Origin of the sequence: Stenotrophomonas sp. a6 (assembly GCF_030913325.1) — a bacterium.
GTDB classification, from domain to species: domain Bacteria; phylum Pseudomonadota; class Gammaproteobacteria; order Xanthomonadales; family Xanthomonadaceae; genus Stenotrophomonas; species Stenotrophomonas maltophilia.
In genome coordinates this window covers 3,302,589-3,320,805 of sequence record NZ_CP133161.1, presented here as the reverse complement: position 1 = coordinate 3,320,805, position 18,217 = coordinate 3,302,589, and the positions used below count along the sequence as shown (strand labels likewise).

The following is an 18,217-nucleotide window of genomic DNA, read 5'->3' as shown; positions in this document are numbered from 1 at the left end:
TGTTGCGTGGGCGTCATTCCCGTGAAATCAACGGCTTGCAGCTTGGCATGGTGTTTGCGCTCTCTATCCCGTACTTCAACCTGGATTGCCGCATGACCGCTTCCACTCCTTTCTCCGCCGGTGCCCGCTTCCGTGAGGCGCTGGCTGCCGAATCGCCGCTGCAGGTGATCGGCGCGATCAACGCCAACCACGCCCTGCTGGCCAAGCGCGCCGGCTTCCGCGCCATCTACCTGTCCGGCGGCGGTGTTGCCGCGGGCTCGCTGGGCCTGCCGGACCTGGGCATCAACACCCTGGAAGACGTGCTGGTGGACGTGCGCCGCATCACCGATGTCTGCGACCTGCCGTTGATGGTCGACATCGACACCGGCTTCGGCCCGAGCGCGTTCAACATCGCGCGCACCGTGAAGTCGCTGATCAAGGCCGGCGCGGCCGCCTGCCACATCGAAGACCAGGTCGGCGCCAAGCGCTGCGGTCACCGCCCGGGCAAGGAAATCGTCTCGCAGGGTGAAATGGTCGACCGCGTGAAGGCGGCTGCCGATGCCAAGACCGATCCGGACTTCTTCCTGATCGCGCGTACCGATGCCATCCAGGTGGACGGCGTGGACAAGGCCATCGAGCGCGCCATCGCCTGTGTCGAGGCCGGTGCCGACGGCATCTTCGCCGAGGCGGCCTACGACCTGGACACCTATCGCCGCTTCGTCGACGCGGTGAAGGTGCCGGTGCTGGCGAACATCACCGAATTCGGCGCCACCCCGCTGTTCAGCCGCGATGAACTGGCTTCTGCCGGCGTTGCGATCCAGCTGTTCCCGCTGTCGGCCTTCCGCGCCGCCAACAAGGCCGCCGAGAACGTCTACCAGGCGGTGCGTCGCGATGGCCACCAGCGCAACGTGGTGGACACCATGCAGACCCGCGAAGAACTCTACGACCGCATCGGCTACCACGCCTTCGAGCAGCAGCTCGATGCACTGTTCGCCGCCAAGAAATAAGCAGTACCCTGCACCATCAAGTTTTCGGAGGGAAACATGAACGATACGACCGCAACCCCGACCTTCAAGCCGAAGAAGTCCGTCGCCCTGTCCGGCACCGCCGCCGGCAACACCGCGCTGTGCAGCGTGGGCCGCAGCGGCAACGACCTGCACTACCGCGGCTACGACATCCTGGACCTGGCCAACACCAGCGAGTTCGAGGAAATCGCCTACCTGCTGGTGCACGGCAAGCTGCCGACCCGCGCCGAGCTGGTTTCGTACAAGGCCAAACTGAAGTCGCTGCGTGGCATTCCTGCTGCGGTGAAGGCGGCGTTGGAAGAGCTTCCGCCGTCGGCACACCCGATGGACGTGATGCGTACCGGCGTGTCCGTGCTCGGCTGCGTGGCGCCGGAGAAGGACGACCACAACCATCCGGGCGCGCGTGACATCGCCGACAAGCTGATGGCCTGCCTCGGTTCGATGCTGCTGTACTGGTACCACTGGAGCCACAACGGCCGTGCCATCGACGTGGAAACCGACGATGACTCGATCGGCGGCCACTTCCTGCACCTGCTGCATGGCGAGAAGCCGCAGGAGTCGTGGGTGAAGGCGATGCACACCTCGCTGATCCTGTACGCCGAACACGAGTTCAACGCCTCGACCTTCACCTGCCGCGTCATCGCCGGTACCGGCAGCGACATGTACAGCGCAATCTGCGGTGGCATCGGCGCGCTGCGCGGTCCGAAGCACGGCGGCGCCAACGAAGTGGCGTTCGAAGTGCAGAAGCGCTACGACAGTCCCGATGAGGCCGAGGAAGACATCAAGGCCCGCGTCGAGCGCAAGGAAGTGGTGATCGGTTTCGGCCACCCGGTCTACACCGTCTCCGATCCGCGCAACAAGGTGATCAAGGACGTGGCCCGCGAGCTGTCCGAAGAGCAGTCGAGCATGAAGATGTACAACATCGCCGAGCGCCTGGAATCGGTGATGTGGGACATCAAGAAGATGTTCCCGAACCTGGACTGGTTCAGCGCCGTCAGCTACCACATGATGGGCGTGCCGACCGCGATGTTCACTCCCCTGTTCGTGATCGCCCGCACCGCCGGCTGGAGCGCGCACATCGTCGAGCAGCGTATCGACGGCAAGATCATCCGCCCAAGCGCCAACTACATCGGTCCGGAAGACCGCGACTTCGTCGCCATCGACAAGCGCGTCTGATCCACCTGCCGTACCCATCCGGCCGGCCGCGTGCCGGCCGGGTGCTTTCGCCGCCGCACCGCCGGCACCCGGCCCGCCCCAAGTACTCCGCCAGCCCATGAATACCGATTACCGCAAGAACCTCCCCGGCAGCGCGCTGGATTATTTCGACGCGCGTGCCGCTGTCGATGCGATCCAGCCCGGCGCCTACGCCACCCTGCCGTACACCTCGCGCGTGCTGGCCGAGAACCTGGTGCGTCGCTGCGATCCGGCCACGCTCGGCGATTCGCTGAAGCAGCTGATCGAGCGCCGTCGCGACCTCGATTTCCCGTGGTTCCCGGCGCGCGTGGTCTGCCACGACATCCTCGGCCAGACCGCGCTGGTGGACCTGGCCGGCCTGCGTGATGCGATCGCCGACAAGGGTGGCGACCCGGCCAAGGTCAACCCGGTTGTGCCGGTGCAGCTGATCGTCGATCACTCGCTGGCGGTGGAGTGCGGTGGTTTCGATCCGCAGGCGTTCGAGAAGAACCGCGCGATCGAAGATCGTCGCAATGAAGACCGTTTCCACTTCATCGACTGGACCAAGCAGGCATTCCAGAACGTGGATGTGATTCCGCCGGGCAACGGCATCATGCACCAGATCAACCTGGAGAAGATGTCTCCGGTGATCTACGTGCAGGACGGCGTGGCCTTCCCGGATACCTGCGTGGGCACCGACAGCCACACCCCGCACGTGGATGCGCTGGGTGTGATCGCCATTGGTGTGGGTGGTCTGGAAGCGGAGAACGTGATGCTGGGCCGCGCGTCGTGGATGCGCCTGCCCGACACCGTCGGTGTCGAACTGACTGGCCGCCCGCAGCCGGGCATCACCGCCACCGACGTGGTGCTGGCGCTGACCGAGTTCCTGCGCAAGGAACGCGTGGTCGGCGCGTGGCTTGAATTCTTCGGCGAGGGTGCCGCGGCACTGACCATCGGTGACCGTGCCACCATCTCCAACATGTGCCCCGAATACGGGGCCACCGCCGCGATGTTCTACATCGACGCGCAGACCACCGATTACCTGCGCCTGACCGGGCGCGAGGAGTCGCAGGTAGCGCTGGTGGAAAACTACGCACGTACCACCGGTCTGTGGGCCGACGATCTGGCGACCGCGCAGTACGAGCGCGTGCTGCGCTTCGACCTGTCCAGCGTGGTGCGCAACATGGCTGGCCCGTCCAACCCGCACAAGCGCGTGGCCACTGCCGAGCTGGCCGAGCGCGGCATCGCCGACGAGGCCAAGCTGGAAGCGGGCAAGGCCGAGCAGGCGCAGGGTCTGATGCCCGATGGCGCGGTGATCATCGCGGCCATCACCAGCTGCACCAACACCTCCAATCCGCGCAACGTGATCGCCGCAGCTCTGCTGGCGCGCAACGCCAACGCGCGTGGCCTGCAGCGCAAGCCGTGGGTGAAGTCGTCGCTGGCGCCGGGTTCCAAGGCCGTCCAGCTGTACCTGGAAGAATCCGGCCTGCTGCCGGACCTGGAGCAGCTCGGCTTCGGCATCGTCGCCTTCGCCTGCACTACCTGCAATGGCATGAGTGGTGCGCTGGATCCGAAGATCCAGCAGGAAATCATCGACCGTGACCTGTATTCCACGGCCGTGCTGTCGGGTAACCGCAACTTCGATGGCCGCATCCATCCGTACGCCAAGCAGGCCTTCCTGGCGTCGCCGCCGCTGGTGATCGCCTATGCCATCGCCGGCACCGTCCGCTTCGATATCGAGAAGGACGTGCTGGGCGTGGACGCCGACGGCAACGAAGTGCGCCTGAAGGACATCTGGCCCAGCGATGCCGAGATCGACGCGGTGGTGAAGGCCTCGGTGAAGCCCGAGCAGTTCCGCAAGGTCTACAACCCGATGTTCAACGTGCGCGTGGAGCACGGCACCGCGGTCAGCCCGCTGTACGACTGGCGCCCGCAGAGCACCTACATCCGTCGTCCTCCGTACTGGGAGGGCGCACTGGCCGGCGAGCGCACGCTGGCAGGCATGCGCGCGCTGGCGGTGCTGCCGGACAACATCACCACCGACCACCTGTCGCCGTCCAACGCGATCCTGGCGTCCAGTGCCGCCGGCGAATACCTGGCGAAGATGGGCCTGCCGGAAGAGGACTTCAATTCCTACGCCACGCATCGCGGCGACCACCTGACCGCGCAGCGCGCCACCTTCGCCAATCCAAAGCTGTTCAACGAAATGGTGCGCAATGACGACGGCAGCGTGAAGCAGGGTTCGCTGGCGCGCGTGGAGCCGGAAGGCAAGGTGATGCGCATGTGGGAGGCGATCGAGACCTACATGGAGCGCAAGCAGCCGCTGATCATCATCGCCGGTGCCGACTACGGCCAGGGCAGCTCGCGTGACTGGGCCGCAAAGGGCGTGCGTCTGGCTGGCGTCGAGGCGATCGTGGCCGAGGGCTTCGAACGCATCCACCGCACCAACCTGATCGGCATGGGCGTGCTGCCGCTGGAGTTCAAGCCGGGCACCACCCGGCTGACCCTGGGGATCGATGGCACCGAGACCTTTGACGTGGTCGGCGAGCGTACCCCGCGTGCCGAGCTGACCCTGGTCATCCACCGCCGTGACGGCCAGGATGTGGTGGTGCCGGTCACCTGCCGCCTGGACAGCGACGAGGAAGTGGCGATCTACGAGGCCGGCGGCGTGCTGCAGCGCTTCGCCCAGGACTTCCTGGAAGGCGCCAAGGTGGCGTGATAGCCGGCTGAATGCCCGCCCCCGGAGGCCGGGGGCGGGCTTGTCCGACCCCAGGGCAGGGCGCACACTGGCTTGGCAAAAACTGCCAAAGGAGAGTTTCATGGCCACCATGAACATTTCGCTGACCGATCCGCTCAAGCAGTTCGTGGACGAAGAAGTGCGCGAAGGCGGCTACTCCAGTACGTCGGACTATGTGCGTGACCTGATCCGCCAGCGCCAGCGCAGCAAGGCCGAAGAACTGCTCAAGCAGCTGATTGCCGAGGGGCTGGCGTCGGGACCTTCGGCGCCTCTGGCGCCGGATCACTTTGACAAGCTGCGTGAGCGTGCACGGAACCGCAAGTGAAGCCCTCGCACTGGTCCCCCGCAGCGGTTCGAGATCTTGACCAGGCCGCAGGCTGGTATGCAGATCAGGGCGGAGAAGTGCTGGAAATCGGCTTCATCGATGCGGTGGAATCCGTTGTAAAGCTGATCGAGGCCCACCCGGGTGCTGGTTCCGCACTGCATGCGGGTCTATTGCCCTCGCTGCCAGCGCCGTTGCGTTTTCATCCGGTTCGTCGCTTCAACGGCTACCTGATCTACTACGTGGAGCTACCTGCGCACGTTTCCATCGTGCGCATCTGGAATGCTTCGCGGGGCATGGAAGCACTGTTCGAAGACGAGAAGCTCAACCCCGATATTGGTTCGTCGCATCCAGGATACTGATCCATGACCTTCCTCCCGCAACTCCGTATTCCCGCCACCTACATGCGCGGTGGCACCAGCAAGGGCGTGTTCTTCCGCCTGCAGGACCTGCCCGAGGCCGCGCAGGTGCCGGGCGCCGCACGCGATGCGCTGCTGATGCGCGTGATCGGCTCGCCCGATCCGTATGGCAAGCAGACCGATGGCATGGGCGGTGCAACGTCCAGCACCAGCAAATGCGTGATCATCTCCACCGCTTCGGTGCCGGACCACGATGTGGACTACCTGTACGGCCAGGTCTCGATCGATACCGCCTTCGTCGACTGGAGCGGCAATTGCGGCAACCTCAGCACCGCGGTGGGTCCGTTCGCGATCGCCCATGGGCTGATCGATCCGGCCCGGGTGCCGCGCGATGGCCTGTGCACCGTACGCATCTGGCAGGCCAACATCGGCAAGACCATCATCGCCCACGTGCCGATGCGCGATGGCGAAGTGCAGGAGACCGGCGATTTCGAGCTGGATGGCGTGACCTTCCCGGCGGCCGAGATCCAGCTGGAATTCATCGATCCGTCCGATGACGGTGATGCGGGCGCGATGTTTCCGACCGGCAATCTGGTCGATACATTGGACGTGCCCGGCGTGGGCAGCTTCGAGGTGACCATGATCACCGCCGGCATCCCGACCATCTTCCTCAACGCCGCCGACCTCGGCTACACCGGTATCGAGCTGCAACCGGCGATCAACGAGGACAAGAGAGCGCTGGAGCGCTTCGAGAAGATCCGCGCCTACGGCGCCTTGCGCATGGGTCTGATCAAGAACCTGGAGGACGCGGCGACGCGCCAGCACACGCCGAAGGTGGCGTTCGTTGCACCGGCTCAGGACTATGTGTCGTCCAGTGGCAAGGCCATCCCGGCCTCGGCGATCGACCTGCATGCGCGCGCGTTGTCGATGGGCAAGCTGCACCACGCGATGATGGGTACCGCCGCCGTAGCGATCGGCACTGCGGCGGCGATCCCGGGCACGCTGGTCAATCGCGCCGCCGGCGGCGGCGAACGCGAAGCGGTGACGTTCGGTCATCCCTCGGGCACGTTGCGCGTGGGTGCACAGGCAGGTCTCGTTGACGGCCAGTGGACAGTGACCAAGGCCATCATGAGCCGCAGCGCCCGCGTATTGATGGAAGGCAAGGTGCGGGTACCGGCCGAGTGATGCGTTGGTAAACGCCAACCAAGGTTGGCGACTACCGGGCCGCAGAGATCGATTGCTTTGGTAGATGCCAACCTTGGTTGGCATGGTGCACGGGCAACCGTGCACCGCAACGAGGAGATTGACGATGTCCGACAGCCACACCCCATCCAACGAGCGTGCAGCGTGGGATGCGCTGCTGGTGGACATCGTCGATTACGTGCGCGACGCACGCATCGACTCACCGCTGGCGTTCCAGACCGCGCACCACTGCCTGCTCGATACGCTTGGGTGCGGACTGGAGGCACTTTCTTTCCCGGCCTGCAGCAAGCTGCTCGGTCCACTGGTGCCGGGCATCAGCGTGGTCAACGGCGCGCGCGTGCCGGGCACGCACTACGTGCTGGACCCGGTGCAGGCCGCCTTCAATCTCGGCGCAATGGTGCGCTGGCTGGATTTCAACGACACCTGGCTGGCTGCCGAGTGGGGCCATCCTTCCGACAATCTCGGCGGCATCTTGGCTGTTTGCGATTGGCTGGGACGCAACGCGCAGGCCCTGCGTCGTCCGCCGCCGACCGTGCACGATGTGCTGCTGGCGATGATCAAGGCGCACGAGATCCAGGGCGTGATGGCGCTGCAGAACTCCTTCAACCGGGTCGGGCTCGACCACGTGGTGCTGGTCAAGGTGGCCACCACTGCCGTGGTCGCCCAACTGCTCGGGCTGGACCGCGAGCGCATGCTCAATGCGCTGTCGCTGGCCTGGGTCGATGGCCAAGCGCTGCGCACCTACCGGCACGCTCCCAACACCGGCTCGCGCAAGAGCTGGGCCGCCGGCGATGCGACCAGCCGTGGCGTGCGCCTGGCCTTGATGGCGGCCAGTGGTGAGATGGGCTATCCCAGCGTGCTCAGCGCGCCAACCTGGGGCTTCGAGGCCGTGTCCATGCGCGGTCAGGCACTGACGCTGGGGCGACCGTTAGGCAGCTATGTGATGGAGAACGTGCTGTTCAAGATCAGCTACCCGGCCGAGTTCCACGGCCAGACCGCAGTGGAGGCCGCGGTCATGCTGCACCAGCAGTTGCGTGCGATGGGGCGGCGGGTCGAGGACATTGCGCACATCGCGATCCGGACCCAGGAAGCCTGCATCCGCATCATCGACAAGCAGGGCCCACTGCATAACCCGGCCGACCGCGACCACTGCGTGCAGTACATGGTCGCCATCGCATTGCTGCATGGGCGGCTGGTGGCAGAGGACTACGAGGACGATGTGGCGGCGGATCCGCGCATCGATGCGCTGCGCGCGAAAATGACCTGCCATGAAGACCCGCAGCTCAGCGCCGATTACCTGGAACCTGACAAGCGCAGCATCGCCAACGGCCTGAGCGTGCGCTTCACCGATGGCACCGAGCTGCCCGAGGTGCTGGTGGAGTACCCGCTCGGCCATGCCCGCCGTCGCGAGGAAGGCATTCCGCTGCTGATGGACAAGTTCCGCCGGCACTTGGCCCACCGCTTCCCGACCAGCCAGCAGCAGCGCATCCTGGCCGCATCGCTGGACCCGGTGGCCCTGGCGGCAATGCCGGTGACCGACTACGTGGACCTGTACCTGCCGGGCTAGGGCGATCGGTAGTGCCGGCCGCTGGCCGGCAATTCCATCCAACCTGCCATGCCGGTTGCCGGCCAGCGGCCGGCACTACCCGCGCCTGGGGCAATTGCCGAAATCGCGTCAACACCTTGACGCGGCCTGCCTATAATGGCCGCCTCGATCAAGGAGTGACGACATGAGCGGTCCGGCACGGCGGAAGCGGTGGGGATGGGCGGCGGCGGTACTGGCAGGAGGCCTGTTGCTGGGTCTGGCCAGCTGCCGCAACGACAGCGGGCAGCTGCCCAAGGCCAGCGGTGAAGCGATCACCACCAAGGCCGAGCAGGTGAAGGAGTTCACCCTGCTGCGTGCCTACCCGGACCAGAAGAATGACGGCTTGTCGCTGGCGCTGGAGTTCTCGCGCCCGCTCGTCGGCACCCAGGATTTCGACAAACTGGTGCGCTTCGAGGAAAAGGTCGGCACCGACGACAGCAGCTGGACGCTGTCCGATGACGGCCTGACCCTCCGTTACCCGTTCGTCGAGGCCGGCAAGGAGTTCAGCCTGGTGGTCTCGCCGGACCTGCTGGCCGCCGATGGCAGCCGCCTGGGCAAGGAACTGAAGCAGAAGGTGTTCAGCGGCGAGCTGAAGCCGGTGGTCGGCTTCGCTTCGCAGGGCAGCGTGCTGCCGGCCAAGGACAGCCGTGGCCTGCCGGTGGTGTCGGTGAACGTGCCGGAGGTCGACGTCGAGTTCCTGCGCGTGCGCGAGAAGGACCTGCCGACCTTCTTCAGCCAGTACCAGCGCGGAGGCCGCCGTGGCAGCTGGGAGCTGAGCAGCGACTACGAGCGCAGCCCGATCAACAAGCTGGCCGAGCCGGTCTACGTCAACCGCTTCATCCTGGGTGGCAAGCAGAACGAGCGGGTGCTGACCTACCTGCCGACCCAGGACATCAAGGAACTGCAGGAGCCGGGCCTGTACTTCGCCCTGCTCAAGCGCACCGGTGACTACGAGGGCGAGTTCGATACCGCGTTCTTCTCGGTCAGCGACATCGGCCTGCATACCCGCGCCTACAAGGACAAGCTGTTCGTGCACACCGCCGGCCTCAAGGACGGCGCACCGCTGAAGGGCATCGACCTGCGGGTTCTCGATGCCAAGGGCGAGGTGGTGCTGAAGGGCAGCACCGATGGCAATGGCAACGCGCTGTTGAACTACACCCTGGATGCCACCCACGTGCTGGTCGCCAGCACTGGCAAGGACACCAGCTTCCTGCCGTTCAACCAGCCGGCGCTGGACCTGAGCGAATTCGCCGTGGCCGGCCGTGACAATGCCTGGTTCGACGTCTACGCCTGGTCCGGCCGCGACCTGTACCGCCCGGGCGAGACCGTGCGCCTGTCCGCGCTGCTGCGTGACAACGATGGCAAGCCGGTCAAGGCGCAACCGGTGTTCCTGCGACTGAAGCAGCCCGACGGCAAGACTTTCCGCGAGACCCGCCTGCAGCCGGGCGACCAGGGCTACATCAACTTCGAGCAGGTCATTCCCGCCGAGGCGCCGACCGGGCGCTGGCAGATCGAGTTCCGCACCGACCCGGCCAGCAAGGAAGCGATCCAGGGCATGACCCTGCGCATCGAGGAGTTCCTGCCGGAACGCATGAAGCTGGACCTGGACAGCGCGCAGAAGACGCTGAAGCCGGGTGAGGACCTGCGCCTGCAGGCCAATGGTGCCTATCTGTACGGGGCACCGGCCGATGGCAACCGCTTCACGGCACGTATGGCGGTGGCCGCCGAACAGAAGCCGGTGGAGGGCCTGCCGGGCTATTTCTTCGGTGACCCGACCCTGCAGCTGCCGCGCGAGGCCAAGGACGTGATCGACACCACGTTGCCGGGCAACGGCCAGCTGCGTGAGGATGTGGCGCTGCCGGAAGAGGCGGCCAAGGCCAAGGCGCCGATTGCCGTGGTGCTGTCCGGCAGCCTGTATGAAACCGGTGGCCGCACCGTCACCCGTACCCTGAAGCGGGTGATGTGGCCGGCCAACGCCCTGGTCGGTGTACGCCCGCTGTTCAACCCGGAGGACGGTGCCGATTCCAACGGCAACGCGCGCTTCGAATTGATGCGCGTGGATGCTGCTGGTACGCCGCAGCCGGCCAAGGGCCTGAAGATCACTCTGGTGCGCGAGCTGCGCGACTACCACTGGACCTTCAACGACAACCGCTGGGACTACGATTTCACCCGTCGTTTCGAGAACAAGGAAACCCGCACCGTCGATGCCGGCAGCAGTGCGGTCGCCTTCGATTTCCCGGTGGAGTGGGGTGAGTACCGGGTGGACGTGTTCGACCCGTCCACCGGCCTGACCAGCCGTTACCCGTTCCGCGCCGGCTGGAGCTGGGGGGATGACAACCGCGGCCTGGACGCGCGCCCTGACAAGATCAAGCTGGGCCTGGACAAGACCGGCTACAAGGCAGGCGACACGCTAGAGGTGACGGTGACCCCGCCGCACGCCGGCAAGGGCATCCTGATGGTCGAGACCGACCGCATGCTCTACGTGCAGGACATCGACGCCAAGCCGGGTTCGACCTTCAAGATTCCGGTCACCGCTGACTGGGAGCGCCACGACGTCTACATCACCGCGCTGGTGTTCCGCGGCGGCAGTGCGCCGAGCAAGATCACCCCGGCCCGTGCGGTGGGCGTGGTGCACGTACCGATGGACCGCAAGGGGCGCACCGTGGCCGTCGGCCTGGCAGCGCCCAAGCAGATGCGACCGGAACAGGACCTGCCGGTGACGGTCAGCGCACCGCAGCTGGCCGGCAAAATGGCGCACGTCACGGTCTCGGCGGTGGACGTGGGCATCCTCAACATCACCCGCTTCCCGGTGCCCGATGCCGGTGCGCACTTCTTCGCCCAGCGTCGCCTCGGCATCGATGCCTACGACATCTACAGCCGGGTGATCGAGAGCTTTGACGGCGGTGCCGGCAAGCTGAAGTTCGGTGGCGACATGGCGCTGCAGGCGTTGCCGCAGGCCAAGCGCCCGACTGCGCGCGTGCAGACCGTGGACCTGTTCTCTGGCCCGGTGCAGCTCGATGCCAAGGGCATCGCCCGCATCCGCCTGAAGGTGCCGGACTTCAACGGTACCCTGCGGGTGTCGGCACTGGTCTACAGCGATGACCAGTACGGCAAGCGCGACGTGGAAACGGTTGTGCGCGCGCCGATCCTGGCTGAAGCCAGCATGCCGCGCGTGCTCGCCCCGGGCGACCGCAGCACCGTGACCCTGGATGTGCAGAACTTCACCGGCAAGCCGGGCCAGTTCAACGTGAAGGTGGAAAGCGAGGGACCGCTGAACCTGGGCGAAGGCAGCCGCAGCGTGCAGTTGAATGCCGATGCCAAGACCACGTTGAGCTTCCCGCTTTCGGCACGCGAGGGCCACAGCGTGGCCAAGGTGCGGGTGCGGGTGGACGGCAACGGCTTCAAGGCCGATCGCCGTTACGACCTGCCGGTGCGTGCGGCGTGGCCGCAGGTGCTGCGTTCGCAGGTGCGCACGCTTGATCCGTTGGCCGCGGTCAGCCTCGACAACAGCCTGACCGATGGCCTGATGGCCGAGTCGGTGAATGCCCGCCTGCTGGTCAGCCCGCTGCCGCCGATCCCGTTCGCCAGTGCGCTGCAGGGCGCGCTGAACTACCCGTACGGCTGTGCCGAGCAGACCACCAGCAAGGGTTACGCCGCGCTGATCCTGGACCAGGCCACTTCGTCGATGCTCGGTGCCGACGGGCTGGATGCCAAGACCCGTCGCGAGCGCATGGAAGGTGCGTTTGGCCGCCTGGCGTCGATGCAGGTGGCCAATGGCAACTTCTCGATGTGGGGTGACGACGGCTACGTGAACCCGTGGCTGACCCCGTACATCACCGAGTTCCTGCTCGATGCCAAGGACGCCGGCTTCGCAGTGCCCGACAACGTGCTGCAGAAGGCACTCAACCGCCTCAGCGAGGATCTGCTGTCCGGTGGCAACCAGTTCTATGGGCAGGACGACCGCGAGAAGCTGAAGTTCGCCAACCAGGCGTACTCGGGCTACGTGCTGGCCAGGGTCAACCGTGCGCCGCTGGGTACCCTGCGCACGCTGTACGACAACGAGCGCAGCAAGGCGGTCGGCGGCCTGTCGCTGGTCCACCTGGGCGTGGCGCTGTCGTTGCAGGGTGATGCCAAGCGTGGTCAGGCGGCGCTGGCCGCGGCCTTCGCCAAGTCCAGCAGCGAACGCCCGTCGTACTTCGGCGACTACGGCAGTGCGATCCGTGATGACGCGCTGATGATCGCGCTGACCCACGAAAACAAGCTGGCCAAGCCGGCCTGGGATGCACGTGCGGTTGACCTCGGCCGCGGCCTGGATGCGCGCCGCAATGCCGGCTGGATGTGGCTGAGCACGCAGGAACAGGTGGCGATTGCCCGCCTTGGCAAGGCGCTTGCTGCCAACCAGAAGGCGCTGGTGGCCGGTGAACTGGTGATCGGTGGCAACACCGAAGCCATCGGCGAACGCAAGCTGTTCGGCCGCAACTTCAGTGCAAATGAACTCGCCAGCGGCGTGCGCTTCACCCCGCAGGGCCAGCCGCCGATGTTCGCCAGCATCGACGTCGCCGGTATCCCGCGCAGCGCGCCGGCACCGGATAACAGCGTGCTGGGCGTCGAGCGCAGCTACTACGGCACCGATGGCAAGCCGTGGTCGCCGCGGCCGCTGAAGGAAGGCGAAGCCCTGATCGTGCGCGTCACCGTCACCGCTGACACCACGATGCCCGATGCACTGCTGACCGACCTGCTGCCGGCCGGCCTGGAGATCGAGAACTTCAACCTGGGCGATGCCAAGCAGTGGGCCGACGTGGTGGTCGATGGCATCACCATCAGCGACCGGGGTGAAGCCGCCGATACCAAGCACGAGGAATTCCGCGACGACCGCTACGTGGCCGCGCTGAAGCTCTCGCGTGGCAGCAAGGCCAACGTGTTCTACCTGGTGCGCGCGGTGACCCCGGGTACCTACTCGGTGCCGCCGCCGCTGGTGGAGGACATGTACCGGCCGCAGCTGCGCGGCGTCGGCCGCAGCAACCCGACCACGATCACGGTGGTACAGCCGTGACCGCGCGGACGGGCCGCGACGGTGCGGCCCGTCCAGCTGGCAAGCTCCAATGCGGCACGCTGCAATGACGAACACGATGACGACCCGGCTGGCGGCCCTGCGCCGCCGGCTGCGGCCGCTGTGGCCGTGGCTGCGCTGGGGTACGGCCGCCACGCTGGCACTGCTGCTGGTGCTGGATTTCGCCTTCCCGCCGCCGCTGCCGAAGCAACGCGATACCAGCACCCTGGTGGTGGCTGCCGATGGCACGCCGCTGCGTGCGTTCGCCGATGCCGAGGGCGTGTGGCGTTATCCGGCATCGACCGACAGCGTCTCGCCGCTGTACCTGCAGGCGCTGCTGACCTACGAAGACCGCTGGTTCTGGCGCCATCCGGGCATCAACCCGCTGGCGATCCTGCGTGCCAGTGGCCAGCTGCTGCGCGGTGGTCGCATCGTGTCCGGTGGCTCGACCCTGACCATGCAGGTCGCACGCATCCTCGATCCGCATACGCGCACGCCCTGGGGCAAGCTCAAGCAGATGCTGCGTGCGGTGCAGCTGGAAGTGCACCTGAGCAAGCAGCAGATCCTGGCCCTGTACCTGGAGCGCGCACCCTACGGCGGCACCATTGAGGGCGTGGAAGCGGCCAGCTGGGCCTACCTGGGCAAGCCGGCGGCGCAGCTGTCGCATGCCGAGGCCGCGTTGCTGGCGGTGCTGCCGCAGGCGCCGAGCCGGCTGCGCCCGGACCGCCATCCGGAAGCGGCGCAGAAGGCGCGCGACAAGGTGCTGTCACGCATGGCCGAGCTGGGCGCGTGGACAGCGGAAGAAGTGGAAGATGCGCGCATCGAGAACGTGGTCGCACGCTCGCTGCGGCCGCCGCTGCATGCCGCGTTGCTGGCACAGCGCCTGCACTCGGCGCATCCGGGCCAGGCACGCATCCAGAGCAGTATCGACATCGGCCTGCAGCGCACCCTGGAAGAGCGCGTGGCCAGCTACTTCTCCACGCTGCCCGAGCGCACCTCGGCGGCCCTGCTGGTGGTCGACAACCAGACCCTGCAGGCGCGTGCCTATGTCGGCACGCTGGCGTTCGGTGACCGCCAGCGGCTCGGCCACGTGGACATGGTGCAGGCCTGGCGTTCGCCCGGCTCCACGCTCAAGCCGTTCCTGTATGCAATGGCGCTGGACGATGGCCTGATCCATTCGGAAAGCCTGCTGGTCGATGCGCCGCAGAGTTTCGGCAGCTACCGCCCCGGCAACTTCGACATGGCCTTCAATGGGCCGATCGGCGCCTCCAGCGCGCTGCGGCTGTCACTCAACGTGCCCTCGGTGGACCTGCTGCAGCGGGTCGGTCCGGCGCGCTTTGCTGCGCGCCTGTCGCACTCCGGCATCCAGCTGCGCTTCCCGCCGGGCAGCACGCCCAACCTGTCGCTGATCCTGGGCGGCACCGGTGCGCGGCTGGAAGATCTGGTCGGTGCGTTCGCCGCGCTCAACCGCAACGGCATCGCCGGGCGCGTGCGCTACACCGATGACGAACCGATGATCGAGCGGCGCCTGGCCTCGCCGGGCGCCAGCTGGATCGTGCGCGAGATGCTGGAATCGAATCCGCGGCCGGGGTATAGCGTCGGGACGTTCGATGTCGGTGGCCGCCCGCGCGTGGCGTGGAAGACCGGCACCAGCTACGGGTACCGCGATGCGTGGGCGATTGGCAGCACCCGCCACTACACCGTGGGCGTGTGGGTGGGTCGGCCGGACGGCACACCCCTACCGGGCCAGTACGGCGCGGTGACCGCGCTGCCGCTGATGTTCGAGGTGGTGGACAGCCTGCCGCGCCAGCGCGGTGACTCGGCCGCTGCACCGATGCCGGCCAGCGTCAGCCAGGAAGACATCTGCTGGCCGACCGGTGAGCGTGCCGAAGGCCTGCCTGCTGCGCTCTGCCAGCGGCTGATGCCAGCCTATCTGCTGGAAGGCGCGGCACCACCGACCTTCCCCGAACGCGAGTCACGGCGCTGGCAACCGGGTCGGCAGCGCTACCTTGCCGATGCGCGTACCGGTCTGCGCGTGTCAGCCGATTGCCGCTTGCCGCACGAAGAAGTCGCGCGCGAGATCGCGCGCTGGCCAGCGTTGCTGTCGCCGTGGCTGTCCAAGGCCACGCGCGAAGCCTCGCAGCTGCCGGCGCTGTCGCCGGACTGCCGTGATGATGGCCGCGAGGCCAGCGTTGCGCTGCACATCGATGGGCTCAACGATGGCGCCACGCTGGCGCGCGCGCCGAATTCGGAACATGGCGTACGCCTGCAGCTGCGCGCGCTGGGCAGCGAGCAGGCGGTGGACTGGTTGCTCGATGGACGCTGGATCGCACAGACGCGCGGTGCGCAGCTGATGCAGCGCGAGTTCGCCGAGCCGGGCGCGCACACCTTGACCGCGCTGGCGGCCGATGGCGCTTGGACACAGGTAAGGTTCAACGTCCTGCGGTAGGTGCCAACCTTGGTTGGCACGCGATGAATGCGCCCACCAGGGTGGGCATCTGCCAAGGCGTATGCGGGGCCGCTATTCCCCGATCCACCCATCCAGCAGGTCGGCGAACTCGTCGGCGTGCTCTTCTTCCTGCGCCAGGATCTCTTCAAGGATGCGCTTGGTGGTGGTATCGCGGTCACCGATGAAGTTGATCATCTCGCGATAGCTGTCGATGGCGATGCGCTCGGCCACCAGGTTCTCGCGCACCATGTCGCGCAGGTCGCTGCCTTCCTTGTATTCGGCGTGCGAACGCGCGGTCAGCGTATCCGGGTTGAGATCCGGCTCGCCGCCCAGCTGGACGATGCGCTCGGCCAGCTTGCCGGCATGCGCCTGTTCCTGCTGTGCATGTTCCAGGAACTCGGCCTTGACCGCGTCGGCCAGCATGCCCTTGGCCATGAAGTAGTGCCGGTAGTAGCGCAGAACGCAGACGTACTCGGTGGCCAGTGCGTCGTTGAGCAGCTTGATCACCACCTCGCGGTCAGCGCTGTAGCTGTCTGTGATCGCGCCGTCTTCGAGGTTGCGGCGGGCGCGCTCGCGCAGGGTTGCGCGATCGCTGATGCCAGGAACGTTTGCGGCGGGCTTGCTGGCTTTGGCTGGCTTGCTGGACATGGCTGGCCGTTTCCTTCTGCGGTGGGGAATCAGGTGGGGAGATGCTCCAGCACGTACTCGGCCGAAGACACTTCGAACTGGCCGGGCTGTTCAACCCAGGCCTCTCGAACTACGCCGTCGTCGACGTACAGGGCAAAACGACGCGAGCGGATTCCCATGCCTGACGCGCTCGCATCAAGCTCCAGACCCAGGGCGCGGGTCAGCTCGGCATTGCCGTCGGACAGCATCAGAAGGCCGTCGGGCACGCTCTGGTCGGCGGCCCAGGCCTTCATCACGAACGGGTCGTTGACGGCCATGCAGTAGACGTCGATGCCGCGCTGGCGGAAGGCCTCGAACTTTTCGACGTAGCCGGGAAGGTGACGTGCCGAGCACGTCGGGGTGAACGCGCCGGGCACGGCGAACAGCACCACCTTGCGCGCATCGAACAACGAATGCGTATCAAGCGTTTCAATGCCCTCGCGGATGCGCTTGAGGGTCACTTCCGGAATGCGGTCGCCGACATGGATGGTCATGGGAACTCCTTGCTGGGGCAGGCTAGTGGGCCGGATGGGACAGGGGCGTCAAGACATTGGAAACCCGGTGTGCAGGCCCCATCTTCCGGCTTTGTGGCAGGGGCTTCCAGCCACAGCGTGGCGCACGGGGATGGCAGCCGCATTGCGCAGGATCAGTCGGCCTCACCGGGGCCGCACGAGGGGCGGCGTAGCCTCGCAGGCGCGTAGAATGAACCCGGGGCGGCGCCACCGGCGCGGCCGAAGCGAATCGAGGTAGCTGGATGGAATTCAAGGATTACTACGCCACCCTGGGGGTGGAACCGAGCGCGGGCGAGGCGGAGATCAAGACCGCCTACCGCCGGCTGGCACGCAAGTACCACCCGGACGTCAGCAAGGAGGCTGGGGCCGAAGACAAGTTCAAGGCGGTCAACGAGGCCTACGAGGCGCTGCGTGATCCGGAAAAGCGCGCGGCCTACGACCAGCTGCGCGCGCAGGGCTATCGCCCGGGCGAGGAGTTCAACGTGCCGCCGAACTACGGCGGCGCCGGTGGTTTCAATTTCGAGGAAGTGTTCGGTGGCGGCGGCCCCAACGGCGGCTTCAGCGACTTCTTCGAAAGCCTGTTCGCGCGCCAGCGCGGTGGAGCGGGCGCGGGGGCCGGTCCGGGCTTCAGCAGCCAGGGCCATGCGCCCAACCGCGATACCCGCGCCAAGCTGTCGGTGCCACTGGAAGCGGCCTACAGCGGCGACAGCCTGCGCATCACCGTCAACGGCAAGCAGCTGGACGTGCGCGTGCCCAAGGGCATCCGCCCGGGCCAGGTGATCCGCCTGGCAGGGCAGGGCAACCATGGCGGCAACCTGCTGCTGGAAGTGGAATACGCTGCCCACCCGCAGTTCGAGGTCGATGGCCGCAACATCCTCTATACGCTGCCGCTCACGCCGTGGCAGGCCGCGCTGGGCACCAGCATCAGCGTGCCGACCCTGGGTGGTGCGGTGGAACTGAAGATTCCGGCCGATTCCGATGCCGGCCGCAAGCTGCGCCTGCGCGGGCGTGGCCTGCCGGGCAACCCGGATGGCGACCAGATCGTCGAGATCGAGATCGTGGCCCCGGCTGCGACCGATGAGGCGCAGAAGAAGGCGTACCGCAATCTGGCCAAGGCGTTCGGCGAGACCATTTGAAGGTAGTGCCTGCCGCTGGCC

At 66.6% G+C, this 18,217-nt stretch carries 12 protein-coding genes; 10 read left to right on the top strand and 2 right to left on the bottom strand.

Going from position 1 to position 18,217, the window contains the following annotated elements; all coding sequences use genetic code 11:
• Positions 1 to 92: 92 nt before the first annotated feature.
• The 9 genes from prpB (at position 93) to pbpC (ending at position 15,882) form a co-directional block, all read left to right on the top strand.
• Positions 93 to 986, top strand: coding sequence for a methylisocitrate lyase (gene prpB / locus Q9Q79_RS15340; RefSeq protein ID WP_049404562.1), 894 nt, complete (start codon positions 93 to 95; stop codon positions 984 to 986).
• A gap of 36 nt (positions 987 to 1,022) precedes the next feature.
• A complete protein-coding gene (prpC, locus tag Q9Q79_RS15335; protein WP_005410655.1) occupies positions 1,023 to 2,180 on the top strand; it encodes a 2-methylcitrate synthase in 1,158 nt (385 codons plus the stop codon).
• A 97-nt stretch (positions 2,181 to 2,277) separates the two neighbouring features.
• Positions 2,278 to 4,896, top strand: coding sequence for a Fe/S-dependent 2-methylisocitrate dehydratase AcnD (acnD, locus tag Q9Q79_RS15330; RefSeq protein ID WP_197613845.1), 2,619 nt, complete (start codon positions 2,278 to 2,280; stop codon positions 4,894 to 4,896).
• A 100-nt stretch (positions 4,897 to 4,996) separates the two neighbouring features.
• Entirely contained in the window at positions 4,997 to 5,239 is a 243-nt protein-coding gene (locus tag Q9Q79_RS15325) for a type II toxin-antitoxin system ParD family antitoxin (RefSeq protein ID WP_005410653.1), read from the top strand.
• Entirely contained in the window at positions 5,236 to 5,598 is a 363-nt protein-coding gene (locus tag Q9Q79_RS15320; protein WP_005414161.1) for a type II toxin-antitoxin system RelE/ParE family toxin, read from the top strand. The genes Q9Q79_RS15325 and Q9Q79_RS15320 overlap by 4 nt, the downstream gene beginning before the upstream one ends.
• A 3-nt stretch (positions 5,599 to 5,601) precedes the next feature.
• Positions 5,602 to 6,780 (top strand): 2-methylaconitate cis-trans isomerase PrpF, encoded by a 1,179-nt coding sequence (prpF, locus tag Q9Q79_RS15315; protein ID WP_043034518.1) that lies wholly within the window; start codon positions 5,602 to 5,604, stop codon positions 6,778 to 6,780.
• 124 nt (positions 6,781 to 6,904) lie between these two features.
• Positions 6,905 to 8,365: a bifunctional 2-methylcitrate dehydratase/aconitate hydratase gene (locus tag Q9Q79_RS15310; RefSeq protein ID WP_012481005.1), complete on the top strand. Its 1,461-nt coding sequence runs from the start codon at positions 6,905 to 6,907 to the stop codon at positions 8,363 to 8,365.
• 163 nt (positions 8,366 to 8,528) lie between these two features.
• Positions 8,529 to 13,436, top strand: coding sequence for an alpha-2-macroglobulin (locus Q9Q79_RS15305; RefSeq protein ID WP_201864104.1), 4,908 nt, complete (start codon positions 8,529 to 8,531; stop codon positions 13,434 to 13,436).
• 64 nt (positions 13,437 to 13,500) lie between these two features.
• Positions 13,501 to 15,882, top strand: a complete 2,382-nt coding sequence (pbpC, locus tag Q9Q79_RS15300) for a penicillin-binding protein 1C (RefSeq protein ID WP_171956662.1) — start codon at positions 13,501 to 13,503, stop codon at positions 15,880 to 15,882.
• Positions 15,883 to 15,954: 72 nt separating this feature from the next.
• Here pbpC and Q9Q79_RS15295 read toward each other — a convergent pair whose 3' ends face one another.
• Complete coding sequence (locus Q9Q79_RS15295) at positions 15,955 to 16,530, bottom strand: ferritin-like domain-containing protein (RefSeq protein ID WP_005410647.1); 576 nt, start codon at positions 16,528 to 16,530, stop codon at positions 15,955 to 15,957.
• Positions 16,531 to 16,559: 29 nt separating this feature from the next.
• On the bottom strand, positions 16,560 to 17,042 hold the full coding sequence (locus Q9Q79_RS15290; protein ID WP_005410646.1) for a peroxiredoxin: 483 nt from the start codon (positions 17,040 to 17,042) through the stop codon (positions 16,560 to 16,562).
• Between the two features lie 260 nt (positions 17,043 to 17,302).
• On the opposite strand from Q9Q79_RS15290, the gene Q9Q79_RS15285 reads away from it, so the two are divergent.
• Positions 17,303 to 18,196 carry a DnaJ C-terminal domain-containing protein gene (locus Q9Q79_RS15285; RefSeq protein WP_005410645.1) on the top strand — a complete coding sequence of 298 codons (894 nt, stop codon included), beginning with the start codon at positions 17,303 to 17,305 and terminating at the stop codon, positions 18,194 to 18,196.
• The last annotated feature ends 21 nt before the right edge of the window (positions 18,197 to 18,217 follow it).

Excerpts from the sequence above, each read along its gene's own strand:
- Q9Q79_RS15295 (WP_005410647.1), bottom strand. The coding sequence starts at position 16,530 with ATGTCCAGCAAGCCAGCCAAAGCCAGCAAGCCCGCCGCAAACGTTCCT.
- pbpC (WP_171956662.1), top strand. The coding sequence starts at position 13,501 with ATGACGAACACGATGACGACCCGGCTGGCGGCCCTGCGCCGCCGGCTG.
- acnD (WP_197613845.1), top strand. The coding sequence starts at position 2,278 with ATGAATACCGATTACCGCAAGAACCTCCCCGGCAGCGCGCTGGATTAT.
- prpB (WP_049404562.1), top strand. The coding sequence starts at position 93 with ATGACCGCTTCCACTCCTTTCTCCGCCGGTGCCCGCTTCCGTGAGGCG.
- Q9Q79_RS15310 (WP_012481005.1), top strand. The coding sequence starts at position 6,905 with ATGTCCGACAGCCACACCCCATCCAACGAGCGTGCAGCGTGGGATGCG.
- Q9Q79_RS15305 (WP_201864104.1), top strand. The coding sequence starts at position 8,529 with ATGAGCGGTCCGGCACGGCGGAAGCGGTGGGGATGGGCGGCGGCGGTA.
- prpF (WP_043034518.1), top strand. The coding sequence starts at position 5,602 with ATGACCTTCCTCCCGCAACTCCGTATTCCCGCCACCTACATGCGCGGT.
- prpC (WP_005410655.1), top strand. The coding sequence starts at position 1,023 with ATGAACGATACGACCGCAACCCCGACCTTCAAGCCGAAGAAGTCCGTC.
- Q9Q79_RS15290 (WP_005410646.1), bottom strand. The coding sequence starts at position 17,042 with ATGACCATCCATGTCGGCGACCGCATTCCGGAAGTGACCCTCAAGCGC.
- Q9Q79_RS15285 (WP_005410645.1), top strand. The coding sequence starts at position 17,303 with ATGGAATTCAAGGATTACTACGCCACCCTGGGGGTGGAACCGAGCGCG.
- Q9Q79_RS15325 (WP_005410653.1), top strand. The coding sequence starts at position 4,997 with ATGGCCACCATGAACATTTCGCTGACCGATCCGCTCAAGCAGTTCGTG.